Annotated in this window: 21 protein-coding genes; 8 read left to right on the top strand and 13 right to left on the bottom strand. The window is 68.2% G+C overall.

All coding sequences use genetic code 11. The features are described from left to right. The first annotated feature begins 120 nt into the window (after positions 1 to 120). Positions 121 to 783 carry a phosphoribosylanthranilate isomerase gene (locus tag ABIE45_RS13530; RefSeq protein WP_192707184.1) on the top strand — a complete coding sequence of 221 codons (663 nt, stop codon included), beginning with the start codon at positions 121 to 123 and terminating at the stop codon, positions 781 to 783. Between the two features lie 71 nt (positions 784 to 854). Here the strand turns inward: ABIE45_RS13530 and ABIE45_RS13525 are convergent, their stop codons facing one another. The 4 genes from ABIE45_RS13525 to rpsA all read right to left on the bottom strand — a co-directional run bounded on the left by ABIE45_RS13525 (position 855) and on the right by rpsA (position 4,621). Beyond that, a complete protein-coding gene (locus ABIE45_RS13525) occupies positions 855 to 1,223 on the bottom strand; it encodes a LapA family protein (protein WP_192707183.1) in 369 nt (122 codons plus the stop codon). 18 nt (positions 1,224 to 1,241) lie between these two features. Then, entirely contained in the window at positions 1,242 to 1,553 is a 312-nt protein-coding gene (locus ABIE45_RS13520; protein ID WP_091785957.1) for an integration host factor subunit beta, read from the bottom strand. Between the two features lie 50 nt (positions 1,554 to 1,603). Then, positions 1,604 to 2,566, bottom strand: a complete 963-nt coding sequence (gene sppA, locus ABIE45_RS13515) for a signal peptide peptidase SppA (protein ID WP_192707182.1) — start codon at positions 2,564 to 2,566, stop codon at positions 1,604 to 1,606. 342 nt (positions 2,567 to 2,908) lie between these two features. Further along, positions 2,909 to 4,621 carry a 30S ribosomal protein S1 gene (gene rpsA / locus ABIE45_RS13510; protein ID WP_192707181.1) on the bottom strand — a complete coding sequence of 571 codons (1,713 nt, stop codon included), beginning with the start codon at positions 4,619 to 4,621 and terminating at the stop codon, positions 2,909 to 2,911. Between the two features lie 615 nt (positions 4,622 to 5,236). Here rpsA and ABIE45_RS13505 point away from each other — a divergent pair. Further along, positions 5,237 to 5,974 carry a Crp/Fnr family transcriptional regulator gene (locus tag ABIE45_RS13505; RefSeq protein WP_373622337.1) on the top strand — a complete coding sequence of 246 codons (738 nt, stop codon included), beginning with the start codon at positions 5,237 to 5,239 and terminating at the stop codon, positions 5,972 to 5,974. A 16-nt stretch (positions 5,975 to 5,990) separates the two neighbouring features. On the opposite strand, the gene ABIE45_RS13500 is transcribed toward ABIE45_RS13505, so the two are convergent. After that, the gene (locus tag ABIE45_RS13500) at positions 5,991 to 6,839 is read right to left on the bottom strand and encodes a transglutaminase family protein (RefSeq protein ID WP_192707179.1); all 849 of its coding nucleotides are present in this window, start codon (positions 6,837 to 6,839) and stop codon (positions 5,991 to 5,993) included. Positions 6,840 to 7,162: 323 nt separating this feature from the next. Between ABIE45_RS13500 and serA the strand changes: the two genes are divergently transcribed. Further along, the gene (gene serA, locus ABIE45_RS13495; RefSeq protein ID WP_192707178.1) at positions 7,163 to 8,413 is read left to right on the top strand and encodes a phosphoglycerate dehydrogenase; all 1,251 of its coding nucleotides are present in this window, start codon (positions 7,163 to 7,165) and stop codon (positions 8,411 to 8,413) included. Between the two features lie 151 nt (positions 8,414 to 8,564). Then, entirely contained in the window at positions 8,565 to 9,032 is a 468-nt protein-coding gene (locus ABIE45_RS13490; RefSeq protein ID WP_192707177.1) for a hypothetical protein, read from the top strand. Positions 9,033 to 9,036: 4 nt separating this feature from the next. Here ABIE45_RS13490 and ABIE45_RS13485 read toward each other — a convergent pair whose 3' ends face one another. After that, positions 9,037 to 9,189, bottom strand: coding sequence for a hypothetical protein (locus tag ABIE45_RS13485; protein ID WP_192707176.1), 153 nt, complete (start codon positions 9,187 to 9,189; stop codon positions 9,037 to 9,039). Positions 9,190 to 9,504: 315 nt separating this feature from the next. Here ABIE45_RS13485 and ABIE45_RS13480 point away from each other — a divergent pair, with 315 nt between their 5' ends. Further along, positions 9,505 to 9,720 carry a hypothetical protein gene (locus ABIE45_RS13480; RefSeq protein WP_192707175.1) on the top strand — a complete coding sequence of 72 codons (216 nt, stop codon included), beginning with the start codon at positions 9,505 to 9,507 and terminating at the stop codon, positions 9,718 to 9,720. Between the two features lie 182 nt (positions 9,721 to 9,902). On the opposite strand, the gene ABIE45_RS13475 is transcribed toward ABIE45_RS13480, so the two are convergent. From ABIE45_RS13475 to ABIE45_RS13445, 7 genes are all read right to left on the bottom strand, one after another. Beyond that, positions 9,903 to 10,235 (bottom strand): hypothetical protein, encoded by a 333-nt coding sequence (locus ABIE45_RS13475; protein WP_192707174.1) that lies wholly within the window; start codon positions 10,233 to 10,235, stop codon positions 9,903 to 9,905. Positions 10,236 to 10,596: 361 nt separating this feature from the next. Beyond that, positions 10,597 to 11,175, bottom strand: coding sequence for an NADPH-dependent FMN reductase (locus tag ABIE45_RS13470; protein WP_192707173.1), 579 nt, complete (start codon positions 11,173 to 11,175; stop codon positions 10,597 to 10,599). A 72-nt stretch (positions 11,176 to 11,247) separates the two neighbouring features. Next, entirely contained in the window at positions 11,248 to 11,859 is a 612-nt protein-coding gene (locus ABIE45_RS13465; RefSeq protein ID WP_192707172.1) for a cell wall anchor protein, read from the bottom strand. Positions 11,860 to 11,986: 127 nt separating this feature from the next. Next, on the bottom strand, positions 11,987 to 12,205 hold the full coding sequence (locus tag ABIE45_RS13460) for a hypothetical protein (protein ID WP_192707171.1): 219 nt from the start codon (positions 12,203 to 12,205) through the stop codon (positions 11,987 to 11,989). Positions 12,206 to 12,390: 185 nt separating this feature from the next. Beyond that, positions 12,391 to 12,741, bottom strand: a complete 351-nt coding sequence (locus ABIE45_RS13455) for a hypothetical protein (RefSeq protein ID WP_192707170.1) — start codon at positions 12,739 to 12,741, stop codon at positions 12,391 to 12,393. Between the two features lie 24 nt (positions 12,742 to 12,765). After that, positions 12,766 to 13,080 (bottom strand): hypothetical protein, encoded by a 315-nt coding sequence (locus tag ABIE45_RS13450; RefSeq protein ID WP_192707169.1) that lies wholly within the window; start codon positions 13,078 to 13,080, stop codon positions 12,766 to 12,768. Between the two features lie 31 nt (positions 13,081 to 13,111). Next, positions 13,112 to 13,972, bottom strand: a complete 861-nt coding sequence (locus ABIE45_RS13445) for an SDR family oxidoreductase (RefSeq protein WP_192707168.1) — start codon at positions 13,970 to 13,972, stop codon at positions 13,112 to 13,114. A gap of 446 nt (positions 13,973 to 14,418) precedes the next feature. On the opposite strand from ABIE45_RS13445, the gene ABIE45_RS13440 reads away from it, so the two are divergent. The 3 genes from ABIE45_RS13440 (at position 14,419) to ABIE45_RS13430 (ending at position 17,647) form a co-directional block, all read left to right on the top strand. Next, positions 14,419 to 14,601: a hypothetical protein gene (locus ABIE45_RS13440; RefSeq protein ID WP_091720706.1), complete on the top strand. Its 183-nt coding sequence runs from the start codon at positions 14,419 to 14,421 to the stop codon at positions 14,599 to 14,601. Between the two features lie 68 nt (positions 14,602 to 14,669). Next, positions 14,670 to 14,987 (top strand): hypothetical protein, encoded by a 318-nt coding sequence (locus ABIE45_RS13435; RefSeq protein WP_192707167.1) that lies wholly within the window; start codon positions 14,670 to 14,672, stop codon positions 14,985 to 14,987. A 635-nt stretch (positions 14,988 to 15,622) separates the two neighbouring features. Then, positions 15,623 to 17,647, top strand: coding sequence for an FUSC family protein (locus tag ABIE45_RS13430; protein WP_373622336.1), 2,025 nt, complete (start codon positions 15,623 to 15,625; stop codon positions 17,645 to 17,647). Positions 17,648 to 18,028: the final 381 nt, after the last annotated feature.

The raw sequence follows: 18,028 nt of genomic DNA, 5'->3' as shown, positions 1-18,028 counted from the left end.
GCTCTGACGCGCAGCCCTGCGTGCGGCGCGTCATCGTCCGGGCCGAAATCGGACCCGATTCGGTCAATAGAGCCGCAGCCCGGGCCTGATCGGCGACGCGGGATCCGCTATAGGAGGCACATGGCCTCCGAGACCGCCGTCCCGACCCGCGTGAAGATCTGCGGGCTCAGCACCGAAGTGACCCTGACCGCCGCCCTTGAGGCCGGTGCGGATTGGATCGGGCTGGTCCACTTCGCGCGCAGTCCGCGGCACGTCACCCTCGCGCAGGCTGCCGCCCTCTCCGCTCTCGCCCGTGGGCGGGCGGAGCGCGTGCTCCTGCTCGTCGATCCGGACGACGCGCTGGTGGCTTCGGCTGTGGCGGCGGCCGATCCGGATCTGATCCAACTCCACGGGCGCGAGAGCCCCGAGCGCGTCGCGGCGATCCGGGCCGCCACCGGCCGGCCGGTGATGAAGGCGCTCGGCATCGCGACACGCGCGGACCTCGCGGTCCTGCCCGCCTACGCGGCCGTGGCAGACCGGATCCTGCTCGACGCGAAGGCGCCCGCGGACGCGACCCTACCGGGCGGGAACGGCCGGCGTTTCGACTGGGAGCTTCTCCGCGGCGCCGATCTTCCGCAGGGCACGATGCTGTCGGGCGGGCTCGACGCGGCCAATGTTGCCGAGGCGCTGATGCGAACCGGACTCCGCGCCGTCGATGTCTCGTCGGGTGTCGAGTCGGCGCCCGGGACCAAGGATCCGAGCAGGATCGCGGCCTTCGTGGCGGCCGCGCGGGCCGCGCGCTAAATCCTCGGAAGATGCAGGCCGTCCAAGAAAGGGCCCGTTCCCCCCCGCCGCCTCGCGACGGGGCTGCCGCCCTATCGCGGCGCCGGCAGGGCGGTGCGGCCCGTATTCGGGACCGTGTAGGGGCCGACGGTCTCGCTCTCCGGCGCGTAGGTCCGCAGCCGCGTTGCCTCGCGCTCGTACCGGACCGCCTCGCGGCGATGGTAGCGCGCCCGGGCGCGGGTCTTGCCCTGGCCGAGCCACGTGAAGATGCCGCCCACCACGATCCCGAGCGCCACCGCGCCGAACAGGATCGCGTAGAGCGGCAGGGCGACGCTGAAGACCGGCGCGTCGGCGTTGAACGGATCGAAGGAGAGCTGCACCGGCGCGCGGTTGGCGACCGCTAGCAGGATCACCAAGGCGGCGATCGGCAGCAGCACGAGGCTCTTCAGGAAACGGATCATCGCGCGTACAGGTCCTTCCTACTCGGCGGCCGAGGCGCTCTCGCCGATGCCCGCGGCGTTGAGGCGCTGGCGCATCTCCTTGCCGGTCTTGAACACCGGGATCGCCTTCTCGGACACGGCAACGGCGGCGCCCGTGCGCGGGTTGCGTCCCCGGCGCGCCTCGCGGCGTTTCACCGAGAAGGCACCGAAGCCGCGCAGCTCCACCCGGTCGCCGCGGGCCAGCGCGTCGGAAATGGTGTCGAGGATTGCGTTGACCAGGATCTCCACGTCGCGCTGATAGAGATGCGGGTTCTGCTCGGCGATCTTGAGAACGAGCTCCGACTTGATCATGGCGTCTTGTCTTCTCGCGGGATCGGGGCGGGCTGCGTGAGGGCAGGCAATCAGGGGGCCGGGCGCCAGAGCGCGAGCAGCCCGCCCTGGGAGGCCTGGGCCTCGGCGCCGACGGTCCGCAGCCGCGCCGCGAGGCCGTCGAGCCCGAGGAGATCGGCGCCGATGCCGGCCGCGGACCACAGGGAGAAATTGCTCTCGGTCGAGGGCTTCCAATCCTTGATCGGCAGGTCCTTCTGGACGCCGCGGGCGCTCTCCAGCCACGCCGCGGCCTGGCGCTCGCTGCCGAGCTCGTCCACCAGCTTCAGCGGCAGGCTCTGGCGGCCGCTGAAGACACGGCCGTCCGAGACGGTGGCGAGCTGGCCCGGATCCATGCCCCGCCGTTCGGCCACGAGGCCCTTGAACCACGCGTAGGTGTCGCCGACGACCGCGGCGAGCGCCGCGCGCGCTTCCGGCGAAGTCGGGGTGAAGCCCGACGGCTCGGCCTTGAGCGGCGACGACTTCACCGACTCGACCTTGACGCCGACCTTGTCGAGCAGGCCGGACACGTCCGGATACTGGAACAGCACGCCAATCGAGCCGACGAGGCTCGTCTCGCGCGCCACGATGTGGTCGGCCGCGATGGCGGTGATGTAGGCCCCGGAGGCGGCGGTGCCGTCCACGAAGGCGACGATCGGCTTCTTGGCGGCCAGCGCCCGCAGGTTGCGGAAGATCTCCTCGGAGCCCGTGGTCGTGCCGCCCGGCGAGTTGATCGAGACGATCACGCCCTTCACGGCATCCGCGTCGCCGACCCGCTTCATCAGCTTGGCGGTGGCCTCGCTGCCCGCGATGAAGCCCGAGACCGAGATGCGGGCGATCTGCGGCCGCACGGCGAAGCCGCCCTCCGCGCCGGTGCGCACGCGGTAGCCGAGCGCGCCGACCGCCACGATCAGGCCGCCGATGCCCAGCACGCGCCAGAGAGACAGCCTGCGGCGCAGGCGCCGCCGGTCGATCAGCAGTTCGGCGTCGGCTGCCATGCTGTGCCTTCCCCTGAAGCCCCCGGTTGCTCCCCTCGACGGGATGCGGGAGCCACGCCCCCGCGCCGGGCAAGTCCTTGGTTTCCTTCGGCTCGCTCGGTCCGAGCCGTGCGAGGCCGGTGTTCTAGAGCATTTACCGCGGGCGTGGATATGGGGCGGATGAAGAAAATGACGGGGTGGCCGGCCGCTGTCGCGTCGCACCGGCCCATCCGACCTGCGATCCGCCTTCGGCAACCTTGAATTGTTGAGCCAAAAAAGAACCCGCGCAGGACGTCGGTCCTGCGCGGGTTTCAGTATCGCGGATCCGCCGCCCGGACAGGCCGGGCGGCAGAGAGCAGCGGCTTACTCGTCGTCGGAGCGCTTCTTGTTGAAGGCCGCGCCCAGGATATCGCCGAGCGAGGCACCCGAATCGGCGGAGCCGAACTGGGCCATGGCCTCCTTCTCCTCGGCGACCTCGAGGGCCTTGATCGAGACCTGCACGCGGCGGGCCTTCCGGTCGAACTGCACGACGCGGGCGTCGAACTTCTCGCCGGTGGCGAAGCGCTCGGGACGCTGGTCGCCGCGGTCGCGGGCCAGCTCGGCGCGACGGATGAAGGTCTGCATGTCGGTGTCGACGATCTTCACCTCGACGCCGGCATCCTTGACCTCGACCACCTCACAGGTGACGATCTGGCCCTTCTTGATCTCGCCCGCCTCGGCGAAGGGGTCACCGCCGAGCTGCTTCACGCCCAGCGAGATCCGCTCCTTCTCGACATCGACGTCGAGAACCTGGGCGCGGACCATGTCGCCCTTCTTGAACTCCTCGATGACCTGCTCGCCGGGACGGTTCCAGTCGAGATCCGACAGGTGAACCATGCCGTCGACATCGCCCTCGAGGCCGATGAACAGGCCGAACTCGGTCTTGTTCTTGACCTCGCCCTCGACCTCGGAGCCGACCGGGTGCTTCTCGGCGAAGGCCTCCCAGGGGTTCTGCAGGGTCTGCTTGAGGCCCAGCGAGATGCGACGCTTGACCGGATCGACCTCCAGGATCTGAACCTCAACCTCCTGGGAGGTGGAAACGATCTTGCCCGGATGGACGTTCTTCTTGGTCCAGCTCATCTCGGAGACGTGGATCAGGCCCTCGATCCCCGGCTCCAGCTCCACGAAGGCGCCGTAATCGGTGATGTTGGTCACGCGGCCCTTGAGCTTGGCGCCCTCCGGGTAGCGGGCGGCGATGCCCTCCCACGGATCGGCGAGAAGCTGCTTGATGCCGAGCGAGATGCGGTGCGTCTCGTGGTTGATCTTGATGATCTTGACCTTCACGGTCTGACCGATCGTGACCACCTCGGACGGGTGGTTCACGCGGCGCCACGCCATGTCGGTGACGTGCAGCAGGCCGTCGATCCCGCCGAGGTCGACGAACGCGCCGTACTCGGTGATGTTCTTGACGACGCCGTCGATGACCTGACCTTCCTCAAGGTTGGCCACCAGCTCCGAGCGCTGCTCGGCGCGGCTCTCCTCGAGGACGGTGCGGCGCGACACGACGATGTTGCCGCGGCGGCGATCCATCTTGAGGATCTGGAACGGCTGCGGGGTGCCCAGCAGCGGGGTGACGTCGCGGACCGGGCGGATGTCGACCTGCGAGCGCGGCAGGAACGCCACGGCGCCGTCGAGGTCGACGGTGTAGCCGCCCTTGACCTGGTTGAAGATCGTGCCGGTGACGCGGTCGTTGTTCTCGAACGACTTCTCGAGCTTGACCCAGCTCTCCTCGCGACGCGCCTTGTCGCGCGAGATGACGGCCTCACCGAGCGCGTTCTCGATCCGGTCGACGTAGACCTCGACCTCGTCGCCGACCCTCAGCTCGCCCTCGCGGCCGGGACCGGTGAACTCCTTGAGCGCGACACGGCCTTCCGTCTTGGCGCCGATGTCGATGACGGCCACGTCCTTCTCGATCGCGACGACGCGACCCTTGACGACGGAGCCTTCGGTGATCTCGTGTTCGAGGAAGCTCTCCTCGAGGAGTGCGGCGAAATCGTCGCGGCTCGGGCTACGCCCCAGAGCGGTACCTGCGGTCATTCTGTCTCCTGAACGGCCTCCGGCGGAGGCCCGTTGCGTCGGCGGCTCGCGTTGCAGGCACCCTCGCTCGCCGCGGCCTCCCCGGACTCTTTCGGGAGAGGCGACCGGTCCCGTGGGACCCGGCTTGCCGACGCGTCGATACGGATGACGAGGGCGGTCCAGCCGGCGGCCCGGCGGGCGCAAGAGTGACGAGCGCGCGAGATCGGATCCGGGAGGACGCGCGTGCCATACAGCATCGGCCCTCTGACTTCAACCGAACGGGGGTGTCCGCGGCGCGGCGGATGGCACATCCGCGGCCTGGTGACGCTTTCGCTTGCCGCTCTTGCCCGCCGCCGTGCAGGCGCGATACCTCTGGCGGCGACACGAAGGCTTCCGGCAGCGGCGACGTGATCCTGCTCGTCTCGCAGGACCATCGCTTCGCCGATCGCGTCTGGCACCGGGTTCGAGGCCGGTGCCAGCAGGAGGGCGCCGATCGATGTCCGGTCTGGAGGAATGAACGTGCTGCGCTCTTGTCTCCACCGTCCGGCTGAAGCGGGTCAGCCGCGGTGGTCCCACCTGGTCGGGCAGCCCAAGGCCTAAACGCGGATGCCGACCGGACGACACTCACCGCTGGAGATGCTGACGCGCAAGCTCGACAGCATAACGGTGCTGGCCGAAGAGGATCGGACCGCGATCCTCGATCTGCCGCACACGGTTCGAAACCTGCCGGGCCGCCACGATATCGCCCGGTTCGGCGAACGGCCGAGCCAGTGCTGCCTCGTCCTCCAGGGCTGGGTCTCGCGCTATGCCGCGCTGTCCGAGGGCGGCCGGCAGATCCTGTCGTTCTACATCGCCGGTGACATGCCGGACCTGCAGAGCCTGCACCTGCACCGGATGGACCACAATCTCGCCACCCTGACGGCCTGCACCATCGCCTTCATCCCGCACGACGCGCTGCACCGGGTGCTCCGGCGGCACCCGGACCTTGCGAATGCCCTGTGGCGGGATACCCTGATCGACGGGGCCCATTATCGCGAGCGGATCACCAGCCTGGGCCGGCGTCAGGCGCTCGGACGCGTGGCGCACCTGTTCTGCGAATTGTATCTCCGGCAGCGCGCGGTCGGACTGACGAACGGCCTCAGCTTCTCCCTGGCCCCGAAGCAGGCGGAGCTGGCCGATGCGCTCGGCCTGACAAGCGTGCATCTGAACCGGGTTTTGCGCACCTTGCGGGCGCGCAAGCTGGTCACCCTCAGCGGCGGTGTCCTGACCATCGAGGATTGGGACGCCCTGGTCGCGGTGGCCGAGTTCGATCCGACCTTCCTCCACCAGGGCAACAACGCGCCGGCCGTCCGCGAAACGGCCGAAACCGTCTAGCAGCACCCCCCTGCCCTCAGGCTGCGCGGGCCAGAGGCGTGGCTGCGCCCGGCACTTCGTCGGTGTGGACGTCGAACCGCGCGAGGTACGCGGAGCCGAAGCTCGTCGTCAGGGCGCAGTCGGTCGCGTCACGTCCGCGGGCCATGACGATGCGGCCGATCCGCGGCCGGTTGTGGCGCGCGTCGAACGTGTACCAGCGCGGGCCCTCCGGACCGTCGAGATAGACCTCGAACCACGCCGAGAAGTCCATCGGAGCGGGGTCTTTCGGCACGCCGATATCGCCGAGGTAGCCGGTGGCGTAGCGCGCCGGGATGTTCATGCAGCGGCACAGAGTGATCGCGAGATGCGCGAAGTCGCGGCACACCCCGACCCGCTGGGTGTAGCCGTCGAAGGCGGTGCGGGTCGCGTCGGCCTGCTGGTAGTCGAAGCGCAGATGCGCGTGGGCGAAGTCGACGATCGCCTGGACCCGGGCCCAGCCTTCCGGTGTGCCGCCGAACAGCGACCACGCGACACCCGAGAGCTTGTCGGTATCGCAGTAGCGCGAGCCGAGCAGGTACATCAGGACATCGTCCGGCAGGTCCTGCACGGCGCGCTGACGCGCGCCGGGTACCCGATCGTCCGGAAGGCCGCTGTCGGCGATCGTGAAATCGGCCGCCATGGTGATCCGGCCGCCCGGCGCCACGATGCGCGTGCAGACATTGCCGAAAGCATCGACGTGCTGGCGGGCGGGGATCGGCGGATCGAAGGTGATCGTCTCCGGGGTGACGAGATCGGTCCTGCGCTCCGGACGCACGTTCAGGAGCAGGTTCATCGGCGTCGGGCCGACGGTGTCGAAGGCGATCGAGAAACCGGTGCGAATATGCATCGTCGGGAACCATGTCGGAAACCGCCACTCGGCTGGACGAGAGGCAGGTTGTGTCAGTCCAGGGCCCTAAAAAGCGATGAGCCGAAGCAGAGTTCCGCCCGGAAGCTCGGTTCTTGCGCTATCGCCTGCTCTAATATTCAGCAGCGGGGGCACGCGCCTCGTCCGATGTCTTTACGCGACTGACCGGACGGCCAGTCTCGGCGGCGCACATCTGCCCGGCGCCGCGCCATGTTGCATCGCACAGGGCACGCTCGTATCCCTACCGCCTCGGGGCTCGGAGCGACCGAATCCCGCCGAGACTTCCTGCCAGACGATCGATGCCGATGACGCCCGACAAGCTCTCCCTGCCCAAGGACAAGATCCGGGTCCTGCTGCTCGAAGGCATCAACGACAGTGCCGTCGCGCTGATGCGGGCGGCCGGTTACACCAACTTGACGCGGCTGCCGAAGGCGCTCGACCGGGAGGCCCTGCACGAGGCGCTGCAGGGGGTGCACATGGTGGGCATCCGGTCCCGGACGCAGCTCGACGCGGCCGCCTTCGAGGCTGCGGATCGGCTGCTGGCGGTGGGCTGCTTCTCGGTGGGGACGAATCAGGTCGATCTCGAAGCGGCGCGCCACCGCGGCATCCCGGTCTTCAACGCGCCCTTCTCGAATACACGCTCGGTGGCCGAGCTGACGATCGGCGAAATCGTGATGCTGCTGCGCCGGATTGTGCCGCGCTCGGTCGGCGCCCATGCCGGCCGTTGGGACAAGTCGGCGGTCGGGTCGCTCGAGGTCCGCGGCAAGACGCTGGGCATCGTGGGCTACGGCAATATCGGAACGCAGCTCTCCACCTTGGCGGAAGCCATGGGCATGCGTGTCCTGTTCTACGATCACACCGACAAGCTGCGACACGGCAATACCGAGCCCACCGAGACGCTGCACGAGCTGCTCGCCCAGAGCGATGTGGTCTCGCTCCACGTGCCGGAGACCGACTCCACGGCCAACATGATCGGCGAAGCCGAGATCCGGGCCATGAAACCCGGCGCGTTCCTGATCAACAACGCCCGGGGCACCGTGGTCGATCTGGACGCTCTCGCTTCGGCCCTGCGCGACGGCCACCTCAAGGGCGCCGCCGTCGACGTCTTCCCCGTGGAGCCGGGATCCAACGCCGAGACCTTCGTGAGCCCGCTCCAGGGGATCGAAAACGTCATCCTCACGCCGCATGTCGGCGGTTCCACGGAAGAGGCGCAGGAGCGCATCGGCGCCGAAGTGGCCCGCAAGCTCGTCGATTATTCCGATATCGGCTCGACCGTCGGCGCGGTGAATTTCCCGCAGGTGCAACTGCCCGCCCGGCCGACCGGAACGCGCTTCATCCATGTCCAGCGTAACCTGCCGGGCATGCTGGGGCGCCTCAACGACGTGTTCTCCCGGGGCCACGTCAACATCGCGGCGCAGTTCTACCAGACCGACGGCGAGGTCGGTTACGTGGTGCTGGAGACGGACGCCACCGACGCGGATGCGGAGGGGCTCCTCGACGAGATCCGCGCCATACCGGGCACCATCCGCGCCCGCCTGCTTTACGAGCGGCGTTGAGCGCTCGGCTACGCAATCCGCGACGGGCATTTACGCTGAGCGCGTGAACGCGCCCGCGCCTGCCGCGTTCGACTTGCGTGGCCAAGCCGGCCGCTGTTCAAGTGGCGTGCGACCGGTCCCGGTGGATCGGATCGGCGGCGGAGGATTGACGGTGACGAAACGTGTTGCGCGCGCCTGGGTCGGCCTGGTGCTCGGCATCGCCGGGACGGTTCCGGCCGCCTCCGATGCCTCGGCGGATTGCCTCCGCCGCGTCTACAACCGCTCGAACTTCGTGCTCGTCGTGCGGAACGAGGCCGGCCCTCCGGTGACGCTGCCGCCCGGGCGGTCCGTGCCGGTGCGACTGTCGCGACCGGGCCAGATCGACGTGTCGGCCTATTGCGGCATCCCCGGCGGCGAGCCGGTGCTGCACCGGACCTTCGACTACGAAGCCGTGCTCGACCGCTGCTTCGTGCGGTTCGGCGACGATCTGTTCGTTCCCCAACTCGGGCGCGGGTTTTTCGGAACGCAGGAGACCGCGCCGTTCACGGTCAACAATCCACGGCAGGGTGACATCGTCCTCGGGCCGGCAGCCCAGCCGGCCTGCGCGGTGCCGAGCGCTGTCCTGAGCCGCCGCGGCTGATCGCTCAGAGATAATGCCGGAAGACGACGCCCCCGTCCTCGGCCGTGTCGGGCTGACAGGGGGCGGCCGGCCCGATCAGCGGGCTGGCCAGACGCAGGGCGATCAGGCCGAGGGCTGCGAGCGTCGGGGCGACGAACCGGAACGGGCGAGCGAGCATGGGCGCCTCCGTCGCGCGATCGCCGATACAGGAACGGTCCTGTGTGCAGCCCTGGCGCGCTTGTGAAGCATCGCACCCGACGACCGAACCCGAGGTGCCCCAGCGCACATGGGTAACGTTAAGCTGGCGACGCTGCTGTCTGGTCCGGTCGGGGCATGCCGGCGTTACGGTCGGTCGATTGCGTCGACCGCGTCGCTGGCATGTATCCCGACGCGCTCCTATGCTGCCCGCGGCGGGAATTTGCCGGCTGTCGCGTCTCACGGCGTGCGGCCGCGCCGTCCCTGCAAGACCAATTGCGTGAACGAGGACGCGCGTATGCTCACTCAGACTGGCAGCTCGATCGTGCGGGGGGATCTCGGTGTCGAGGAGACCATCGAGTCTGACAACATCGTCCGCTGGGACGGCGAGCGGCTCTATGTCGAGCAGGACGTCTACCACAACGGCCAACTCGTCCACCGCAAGTATCGGCGCACCGTCACCGAGCCCGTGGCCCGCGTGCTGTGGACGATCATCAACCGCGCCAAGCAGTAAGCGGCGCTGCGGGATCACGCGGTGGCCTTCTTGGGTCGCCGCGCCCGATCCAGGCAATGGCGTCTCGGCGGCGCAGTTCCGACCGGTGATGCGCCGCGGTGTAAGCACCATTCCATAGCTCAGGCGGGACCTCGACGCGGGCCTGTCTTCGCCACGTCGAGGCGTGCGGACCCTAGCCGGCCTCAGGCGGCTACGGCGTCGGGCGTCTCGACCAGTGTGAGATGCACCGGGCGGAGCGCGTCCAGGCGCTCATGCGCGGCGTCGAAGGCAGCGCGAATCGTCGTGCTTGCATCCTCGACGGCGACCAGCACCGCCAGCCTCTGCGTGCTCGCCCGCTCGGCAATGCTGCGGGCGGCGCTGACCAGGGATTGCTCCAGGTCCAGGAACTCGGTTTCGGTGTCCGTCCCGGCCTCCTGCGTGGCCGTCGCGAGACGTGCAAGCACAGCTTCCAGTGCGTGACGCAGGACAAGCGTCCGCACGCGCTCCTGAAGGAGCGCCCTCTCGTCGATCTTCATCGGAATCAGTCCGGGTTCGGGAACACGGCTAAGTTCTCATACTTCGCCGGACTGTGCAGCCACCTTTTTGCAACAGCGTAATACAGTCTCACAGCGGCGGCCGCGACGCGCTGAGCATCGTTCTGGTCAATATTCCTGGAAACATCCGAGCAATATTCGAATTTTTCTTGGATCGGGCCCGGATCAGCCGCTGACGGATAGAGGCCGAGACGATGAAGAGGCGGAAGAGTAATCTGTATTCGTGACCTTAGGATCCCGCGCGTAAACGTCGACCACGGGTATGGCTGACGGCCGCCGTCTCGACGGTATGAACCGGACAGTGAGGCGCCGCATTTGTCCCGACAGGGAGCCGCGGCAGAAATCAGTATGGGGTGCCCTGGGCGCGCCGGGTGCGCAGGGCCTCGGCATACCATTCCAATTCATCCATGAACCGGTTCGCGGACCGTTCGAGCCACGGCTCTGCGGGCGTTCCGTCGTCGCCGATAGCTTTCTGAAGACGGGGGATCGGCAGGAGCGAGGGAATGCTGGGCATGCCCATCTCTGAGAGCATCGCGCGCAGCGGCATGGCCGCCCGGACACCGCCGAACTGTCCTGCCGAGTAGCAGCAGATCGCCGATGGCCGCCAATAATACTCCTCGAGAAAGTGATCGAGGGTGTTCGAGAGCGCGGGCGGGACCCCGTGGTTATATTCGGCCGAGACGATCAGGAACGCGTCGGATCCACGATACAGCGCGGCGAGCCGCTCGAGCGGTTCCGGTGCCGTGCCGGCCGGATATTCCTTGTACATCCGGTCGAGCAACGGAAGCTTCAGCTCGGCAGGATCGACGAGCGGCGCGGCGTGGCCTCGTGCCTCCAGCTTCGACGTCAGGAAGCGGGCGGCCCGAATGCCGATCCGGTCGGATCGGACGCTGCCGAGGATGACGGGCACGGTCAGGGTCATGGTGGCCTCCCAGACGCGCGATCATGCCAGAGCCGCGCGCGCCGCTCCAGGCGCGCCGCACAACCCGTCCGGTCAGGCCTTCGCGGTGCTCGTCAATGCCGCCGCCGCGACGCCGACGGGGCCGCCGCTCGCGTAGGCGGCGATCGCCTTCGTCATCTGCTGCAGCAAGGCGTCCAGACCACTCCCGATGCTGGCCGTCGAGGACGCGTCGCCGCTCGAGGATGCACCCGTGACCGACGACGTGTCCGAGGCGCCGCTCGCCTGCCCGGCCTGCGTGCCGTCCGCAGCGTCCGACGCGAGCGGATGGTGATGATGCCCGCGATGACGCTGGACCGGGGTCGCATCGCTCGCGGCCTGGCTCGCATCCGTCACACTGGAAGTCGCGGCGGTCCCGGAGGCATCGGCCGCGTCGGTCGGCGATGTGACGCCGTTCTGCAGGCCCATCTGGCTGAAGTCGGATTGCAGTTGCAGGAGCGAGGCCATCAGGTCGTTCGACATCGCCGGCGCGGAGGCCGTGCTGCCTGACTGAGCGGCGCTGCCCGCGCTCTGGGCCGATCCGGCATCCTGCGACGCGGGCGTGAACGTGTCGGCGTCCACCGGCCGTGCATTAGCGGCGCGCGCCTGACGCAGCGCGCTGACGAGATCCTTCTGAAGGGATGCCCCTGAGACCGTGTTCACCGACATAGCCGAATCCTCTGCCGCCTTTCAGATCCGGCAGGCACGGCGCGTTCCAGAAATTCGCTTGTGATTTCAAGCACCCGTTCTGGCAAAGCACCGGCAGGTTCGACCGCGCGGCAATTTCTGCCGCGCATTACCAGGCCGACATCGCGCGGATCGCGGCCGGGCCGGGCGTGTGCGTGCCGGCGAGGAAAGCCAGGAGGGCAATCGCGTTCAGCAGGGCGCAGAGCAGGAACAAGACGCCGAGGCCCTCGGTGACGGCCTCGGCGCGCGTGCCGGCTTTCTGGATGAGGATGCAGCCGAGCGTGAACAGCGAGGCCATCGCGAGGGGCAGGCCGAGGATGGACGGCATCGCCGCTCAGGCGCTCGCGACGGCGCCGGCAGCCGCCGCTTCACAGCGAGCGCGGCCGCGTCTGACTGCCCGGGTCGCCGCCATCATCGATTCCCCTCGCCCGCGGAAGCATGGCGGTCGCGGCAGAGCGGCTGCGACCGGTTCGGCATCGACGCCGAGCCTTTGATCGGGATCAGCGCCCCTGTTCAGCGCCCCTGCGCGCCGGCCGGGACGTCCCGGTCGCTCACTGCAATGAGCGCGAGTTCGCTGAGGCCGAGGGCCGCGAGCAGAAGGCGATCTTCCGCCGGCTCGTCCTGCAGGAGCGCGGCCGCGCCGACGAAGCTGAGGGCGCCGACCGCGTCGCAGGCGAGATGGGCTCGCATGGACAGCGCCGGCACCAGACCGCCCTCGTAGCGCGTCAGGAGCGAGTAGGCGTAATGCCACACGGGGCCGATCCGCATGATTCGGCGCGTGGCAGGGCCACGCCCTTGCGAGAGCGCGGCGATCATTGCGGGGAAGACGTAATCGGTGACGGCGTGCACGCGGCTCGGGATCATCCCTGACGTTCCTCGGGCCGACGGTCAGGACGATTTCGACGTGGTGCTGGCATCGCCGAGATGGCGCAGGTTCTCGGGCGGAGTCTCTGCCTCGGTTGCCTCGACGGAGGCGGTGCTGCCGCCGGCCACGGAATCCAGACGCTGGTGACCCGAGGCGATCCGTGCCGTCTCCGCCTGCCAGCTCGGAGCGGATTCGAGTTCGCGCTGCAGCTGCGCCGGGCGTCCGACGTCCCGGGCCTCATCCTGGCCGAAATCCTGCCCGTTGCGATCGGTGTAGGCATCGAACTCCCGAAGGTTCGGGCGCTTCGAACGCTGCGTGTCGTCGGTCTCGTGTGCCAAGGGATGCTCCCGTTTTGCTGCGGAGGATGGATCAGATGATCGGTTTGCCGCCGGTGACCGCGACGGTCGCGCCGGAGACGTAGCTGGATTCCGGGCTCGCCAGCATGACGTAGACCGGTGCGAGTTCACAGGGCTGGCCGGGGCGCTTCATCGGGACTTGGGAGCCGAAGCTGCGCACCTTCTCTTCCGGCATGGTGGAGGGGATGAGCGGCGTCCAGATCGGGCCGGGCGCCACGCAATTCACGCGGATGTCGCGCTCGGCCAGCATCTGCGCCAGGCCGCCGGTGAAGTTCTGGATCGCGCCCTTGGTGGTCGCGTAGGCGAGCAGCTGCGGGCTGGGCGTATCGGCGTTCACCGAGGTCGTGTTGATGATGGCGCTGCCGCCCTTCATGTGCGGGAGCGCGGCCTTGACCAGGTAAAACATCGCGTGGATGTTGGTCGCGAATGTGACCTCCCACTCCTCGTCCGAGATCTCCTCCGGGTTGGCGAAGGTCTTCTGATGCGCGGCGTTGTTGACCAGCACGTCGACTTGCCCGAACTCGGCGACGGCTTTGTCGACGATGGCCCGGCAATGCTTCGGATCCTTGATGTCGCCGGGGAGCGGGACTGCCTTGCGCCCGGCGGACTCGACGAGGCGGCAGGTTTCCCGGGCGTCGTCGTGCTCGTCGTAATAGCTCACCAGAACGTCTGCGCCCTCGCGGGCGAAAGCCAGGGCGACCGCGCGGCCGATGCCGCTATCCGCGCCGGTGATGATCGTCTTCCGGCCGGACAGGCGCCCCGACCCCTTGTAGTGCGCCTCGCCGTAATCCGGGCGCGGGTCCATGTCGGCGTCCCGCGCCGGCGGGGTGAGCTGGCGTTGCCGGTCGAAGGGCGGCTTCGGGAAGTCGGTCATTGTGGCGCTCCTTCCAGCGCGGCGGCTGGTCACGACGTCTCATCGAGGGCCGCGACGCAGAGCGCCGCGACGATGGGAGGCAGGCTGTGCCCGAAGATCGCGTGTGGCCGCTGTCGAAGAGCGCCCCGGTTTCATGCCCCTGTGAGGCCCGCCGGATCGAAGCGAGCATCGGTTCTGTCCCGATAACCCGGCCTCCCGGCCATTGTTTCGTCGGTCGCGTAGTTCCGCCGATGCGCTCATCTGCATCGTTGTTCCCCCCAGACGCGCAGTAGATGTCGCTGCGGTTGCCCGGTCCGGGGCGCGTCAGCCGGTCCCCAAAGTGTATCTTTGTATTCCGTCATGGACACGGCGCGCGGTCTGTTCGGAAAGCTTGGCCGGATACACATCATCCGGAACGATGCGTGCGCCCCCGGGTTTGCACCACATTCGGCAACGACGGGGTACACATGACGACCAAGCCACCACCCGTTCCTCCGGCGAACCGCTCCGACAAGGGTCCCGGCAGCGCGACGGAAGCGCCGCTTTCGCAAGGCCGCGCCGGTTCTCAGACGAAGGATCCCGACAAGGTCGGGCAGGCTGGGAATTCGAAGGTGAACACCACCAATCAGGGCTACCAGCAGGACCGCTGACAGCCGCCAGCGCGGCGGTCGCGTCCGCCGTGCCGAACACAGCTTAGGTTCCGCATCGGAGAATCAACATGGCGAATGCAAGTCGGCATAAGGTCGGTCCGGGCGCCCAGGGCAAGGGTGATGGGACCGGCGCGATGTCGGAATTGCCGGATGGTGTGCTGCCGGAGAACATGGTTCTCAGCAATCGCGACAAGTCTCGTCACAGCGACGAACGCGGCCTCGACAGCAAGAACGTTCAGACTGAGCAGTATCAGGACCACGCCGGGAACCGTCAGGTCTCCCTCGACGAGGCGGCGGATGCCAGCGGGAATACCAGCGGGCTTGCCAACCCGATGACGGACGAATCCGGTGCGCAGAGCAGCCTCAGGAAGCAGCAGCATTCGTAAAAGTCGGCGACCCGTTACCGGAGTCGCGATCCGGTCGGGAGTCGCGGCCCTCGCCGCGCCTCCCGGGCGTTCCGCAGCAGGCAGGCCTGGCTGTTCGATGCCGGGCGTCCGATCAGCCGGCCATTCTGATAATGGATGATGGCCGCCTGAATTGTCTGGAATGCAGAACCAGGATCAGGACAGGTGCGATGTCGAGATCGGTAATCCTCGCCCCATTCCTCGCGAGCGTCACGCTCAGCTCGGCTCTCGCCCAGGCTGTCAATCCGACGCCAGGGACCGAGGCTGCGCAATCCAATGCGCTCCTCAGCACCCCGGTTTGGCTGATCCTGGGGGTTATCGTCGCCTTTGCGATATTATACGCGCTCCGCGCACGCCGCCGCAGGTAGGTCAAAGCTCAGAACCGTGGTGTTTTGCCTGACGTGTTAACACACGTGAGTGTCACGTCGCCCCGATCACGCACACTACAGTCCCGTCCGGGTCCGGAGATCTGAAACAGCTGCGGCGATCTTCGGTTTTGCGCGGGCGCCCATGAAGCCGGGCCGCGGCTGCGGGCGCGGATCCGGCGCGGACCTGCCAGGATCCAGAGTACCGCTTGATGGCGGCTGACCGGTCGGACGAGGCGAGTCAGGTGACGCGTGTCTGAAGCTCGCCTATCGCGGTTCAACCGCCTTCTCGACCGCCTGGACGCGGTCGTCCCGCAACCGCAAGCTTGGTTCTTCGCGCTCCGCATCTGGATCGCGATGATGCTCGCGCTCTACGTCGCGTTCTGGCTTCAGCTGGAGAGCGCCTCCTCTGCGGCCGTGAGCGTCGCGATCCTGGCGCAACCGAAGCGCGGACAGGCGATCTCCAAGGCGATCTACCGGTTCCTCGGGACGCTCCTCGGTGGCGTGATCTCCATCGTGTTCGCGGCGGCATTCGGCCAGGACCGGGTGCTGATGCTGGTCTGCTTCACGGCCTGGCTGAGCCTCTGCGTGTTCGTCGCACAGTACCTCCAGGACACGCGCGCCTACGGGGCGATGCTGTCGGGCTACACGGTGGCGATCATCGCGATCAGCAACATCGACACGCCGCAAAACGTCTTCGACGCGGCGGTGTCGCGCGTGGCGGCGATCGCCGTCGCCATCACGGCCATCACCTTCATCAACGACGCGCTCGCCTCACCCAGCACGTGGCGCGGCCTGCTGCCGTCGATCGCGACCGCGCTGCGGTCAGCGAAGGTCTTCGCCCGCCAAGCGCTCCGCGACGGCGATCCCGGCCCCGAGAAGGCCCTCCATCTGATTCGCATGACGGCGCCGCTGAGGGCGGATGCGAGCGCGATCGCGGGCGAACTCGACGACGGCCCCCAACGGGCCGCGGGGGCCCGCAGCGCCATCGCGGCTCTCTACGCGACGATGGCGGCGAGCCGGAACTTCGCCATCGCCGCACGGGATGCCGGCCCGGACCGTCCGGCCATCGCGGAGGCCCGCTCGATCTGCGCCCGGCTGATGGCCGACGACAGCGCATCGGTGGACAATTCGGCCTTCGCCGAAGCCCGCGGGCGGTTACGGGCGCTGATCGAAGCTGCGGTCCGTGACGGTCGTCGCAGCCTCGACGAGGTTCTCGCCCTTCAACGCGCCCGCGACCTCGCGACCGCGTTGATGTTTGCGCAGGACGGACTGAATGCTCTCAGGAACGGTTTTCAGCCGTTGCGCGACGTCCGACTGCCGACCCACCGCGATTTCCCTGTGGCGTTCCGCGGTGCCGCACGCGTCGCCCTCGCCTTCGCGCTGACGGCGGCCCTGTTCGTCGGGCTCGGCTGGCCGGCGACGACCTATGCCCTCGTGCAGGTCGCCGCGATGGGCGCGATGTCGTCGGTCAATCCCGATCCGCTGAAATACGCCAACGGCGTCGTCATCGGCATCCCGCTCGCGGGCTTGGCGGCCGGCCTGATCCTGCTCCTGACGTTGCCGACGGTGAACGGCTTTCCGATCCTGGCGCTCGCGGTCGCGCCCGTCGTCTTCGCCGCCTGCTTCCTGATCCTGAATCCGCCGACCGCGTCCATCGGCTTCATCCTGCTGGTCTACTTCCCGGTGCTGCTGTCGCCGGGAAACCCGCAGGGCTTCGATGCGCAGACGTTCTTCGCCAATTTCGCTCAGATGATGATCGTCGCCGTCATCCTCGCGACGACCGTGCGGGTGGTCCTGCCGATCCGGCCCGATCAGGCCCGAGCGTATGCCTTCGACTCCGCGATCCGGGATGTCCGGAGCGCCCTCGTCGGCGCAGGCGGCGACGTGGTCGACCGGACCAGCCTGAACTCCGATCGGATCTTTCAGTACGCCCAGATCAATGCCGGACCGGATATCGTGCGTGCGCGGCGCCTGAAGCTCGCTTTCGCCATCGCCCATCTGGAGGCGTCCGCTGCACGGGCGCATGACCAACTGCGCGCCTTCCACCGGGATGCCATCCTTCAAACAGCGAGCGCGCAGGCGCGCGCGGCCCTGGCGGGCGGAACCGTGGGTGACATCGAGGCCGCCGCGCAGGCGCTACTCAGGGCCGGCCGCGACGCCGACGCCTCTCAGAGCCTTCCGGTTGCCAGGGCCGTGAGCGACCTCGTGGCGGTCGCGCGCGTCATGGCGCGCCACGAACGCTTCCTTCAGACGATCGCGCATCCGGCGACGTGACGGCCGCTTCGTGTGAGCGTCAATGGTCCTCGCTGCGCCACGAAGAGACGCACGATTTTGCGCTCGTGTGGCGGCCGGAGCCGAAGAATTCGGGAGGGTTGGATGGTGGCTCCCCGAGCAATTGAGCCACAACGCAATGGCGCCAGCGGCTCGGCTCCCGCACCCGCGCGTACCGACCCTACTGATAGGCAAGTGAAATCTTCGACGCCTCCGGCACCCGTCAGCGGTCCGACGGCTGCTCAAACGCCCTCCCCTGCCCTCGCAATCAGCGACGCCGAGCGAGTCCAATTAGGCGGAGGAAAGATCCGCCTTTTGCCTTGATGTGCGTCCGAGAAGGTCGGGGAACGGACTCTTCCTTTTGCCCAAAAGCGAACGTTCCGC

The organism is Methylobacterium sp. OAE515, from assembly GCF_041806315.1.
In the GTDB taxonomy this organism is placed as follows: domain Bacteria; phylum Pseudomonadota; class Alphaproteobacteria; order Rhizobiales; family Beijerinckiaceae; genus Methylobacterium; species Methylobacterium tardum.
The sequence above is the reverse complement of the archived record's forward strand: the minus strand, read 5'-3'. Positions and strand labels throughout refer to the sequence as shown.

Bases quoted from the DNA above. Each gene is read 5' to 3' on its own strand.
- ABIE45_RS13475 (WP_192707174.1), bottom strand. From the start codon at position 10,235: ATGAAGATCGACGAGAGGGCGCTCCTTCAGGAGCGCGTGCGGACGCTT.
- ABIE45_RS13445 (WP_192707168.1), bottom strand. From the start codon at position 13,972: ATGACCGACTTCCCGAAGCCGCCCTTCGACCGGCAACGCCAGCTCACC.
- ABIE45_RS13465 (WP_192707172.1), bottom strand. From the start codon at position 11,859: ATGTCGGTGAACACGGTCTCAGGGGCATCCCTTCAGAAGGATCTCGTC.
- ABIE45_RS13460 (WP_192707171.1), bottom strand. From the start codon at position 12,205: ATGCCGTCCATCCTCGGCCTGCCCCTCGCGATGGCCTCGCTGTTCACG.
- ABIE45_RS13500 (WP_192707179.1), bottom strand. From the start codon at position 6,839: ATGCATATTCGCACCGGTTTCTCGATCGCCTTCGACACCGTCGGCCCG.
- ABIE45_RS13470 (WP_192707173.1), bottom strand. From the start codon at position 11,175: ATGACCCTGACCGTGCCCGTCATCCTCGGCAGCGTCCGATCCGACCGG.
- sppA (WP_192707182.1), bottom strand. From the start codon at position 2,566: ATGGCAGCCGACGCCGAACTGCTGATCGACCGGCGGCGCCTGCGCCGC.
- ABIE45_RS13525 (WP_192707183.1), bottom strand. From the start codon at position 1,223: ATGATCCGTTTCCTGAAGAGCCTCGTGCTGCTGCCGATCGCCGCCTTG.
- rpsA (WP_192707181.1), bottom strand. From the start codon at position 4,621: ATGACCGCAGGTACCGCTCTGGGGCGTAGCCCGAGCCGCGACGATTTC.
- ABIE45_RS13520 (WP_091785957.1), bottom strand. From the start codon at position 1,553: ATGATCAAGTCGGAGCTCGTTCTCAAGATCGCCGAGCAGAACCCGCAT.
- ABIE45_RS13485 (WP_192707176.1), bottom strand. From the start codon at position 9,189: ATGCTCGCTCGCCCGTTCCGGTTCGTCGCCCCGACGCTCGCAGCCCTC.
- ABIE45_RS13480 (WP_192707175.1), top strand. From the start codon at position 9,505: ATGCTCACTCAGACTGGCAGCTCGATCGTGCGGGGGGATCTCGGTGTC.
- ABIE45_RS13455 (WP_192707170.1), bottom strand. From the start codon at position 12,741: ATGATCCCGAGCCGCGTGCACGCCGTCACCGATTACGTCTTCCCCGCA.
- ABIE45_RS13440 (WP_091720706.1), top strand. From the start codon at position 14,419: ATGACGACCAAGCCACCACCCGTTCCTCCGGCGAACCGCTCCGACAAG.
- ABIE45_RS13435 (WP_192707167.1), top strand. From the start codon at position 14,670: ATGGCGAATGCAAGTCGGCATAAGGTCGGTCCGGGCGCCCAGGGCAAG.
- ABIE45_RS13530 (WP_192707184.1), top strand. From the start codon at position 121: ATGGCCTCCGAGACCGCCGTCCCGACCCGCGTGAAGATCTGCGGGCTC.
- serA (WP_192707178.1), top strand. From the start codon at position 7,163: ATGACGCCCGACAAGCTCTCCCTGCCCAAGGACAAGATCCGGGTCCTG.
- ABIE45_RS13505 (WP_373622337.1), top strand. From the start codon at position 5,237: ATGCTGACGCGCAAGCTCGACAGCATAACGGTGCTGGCCGAAGAGGAT.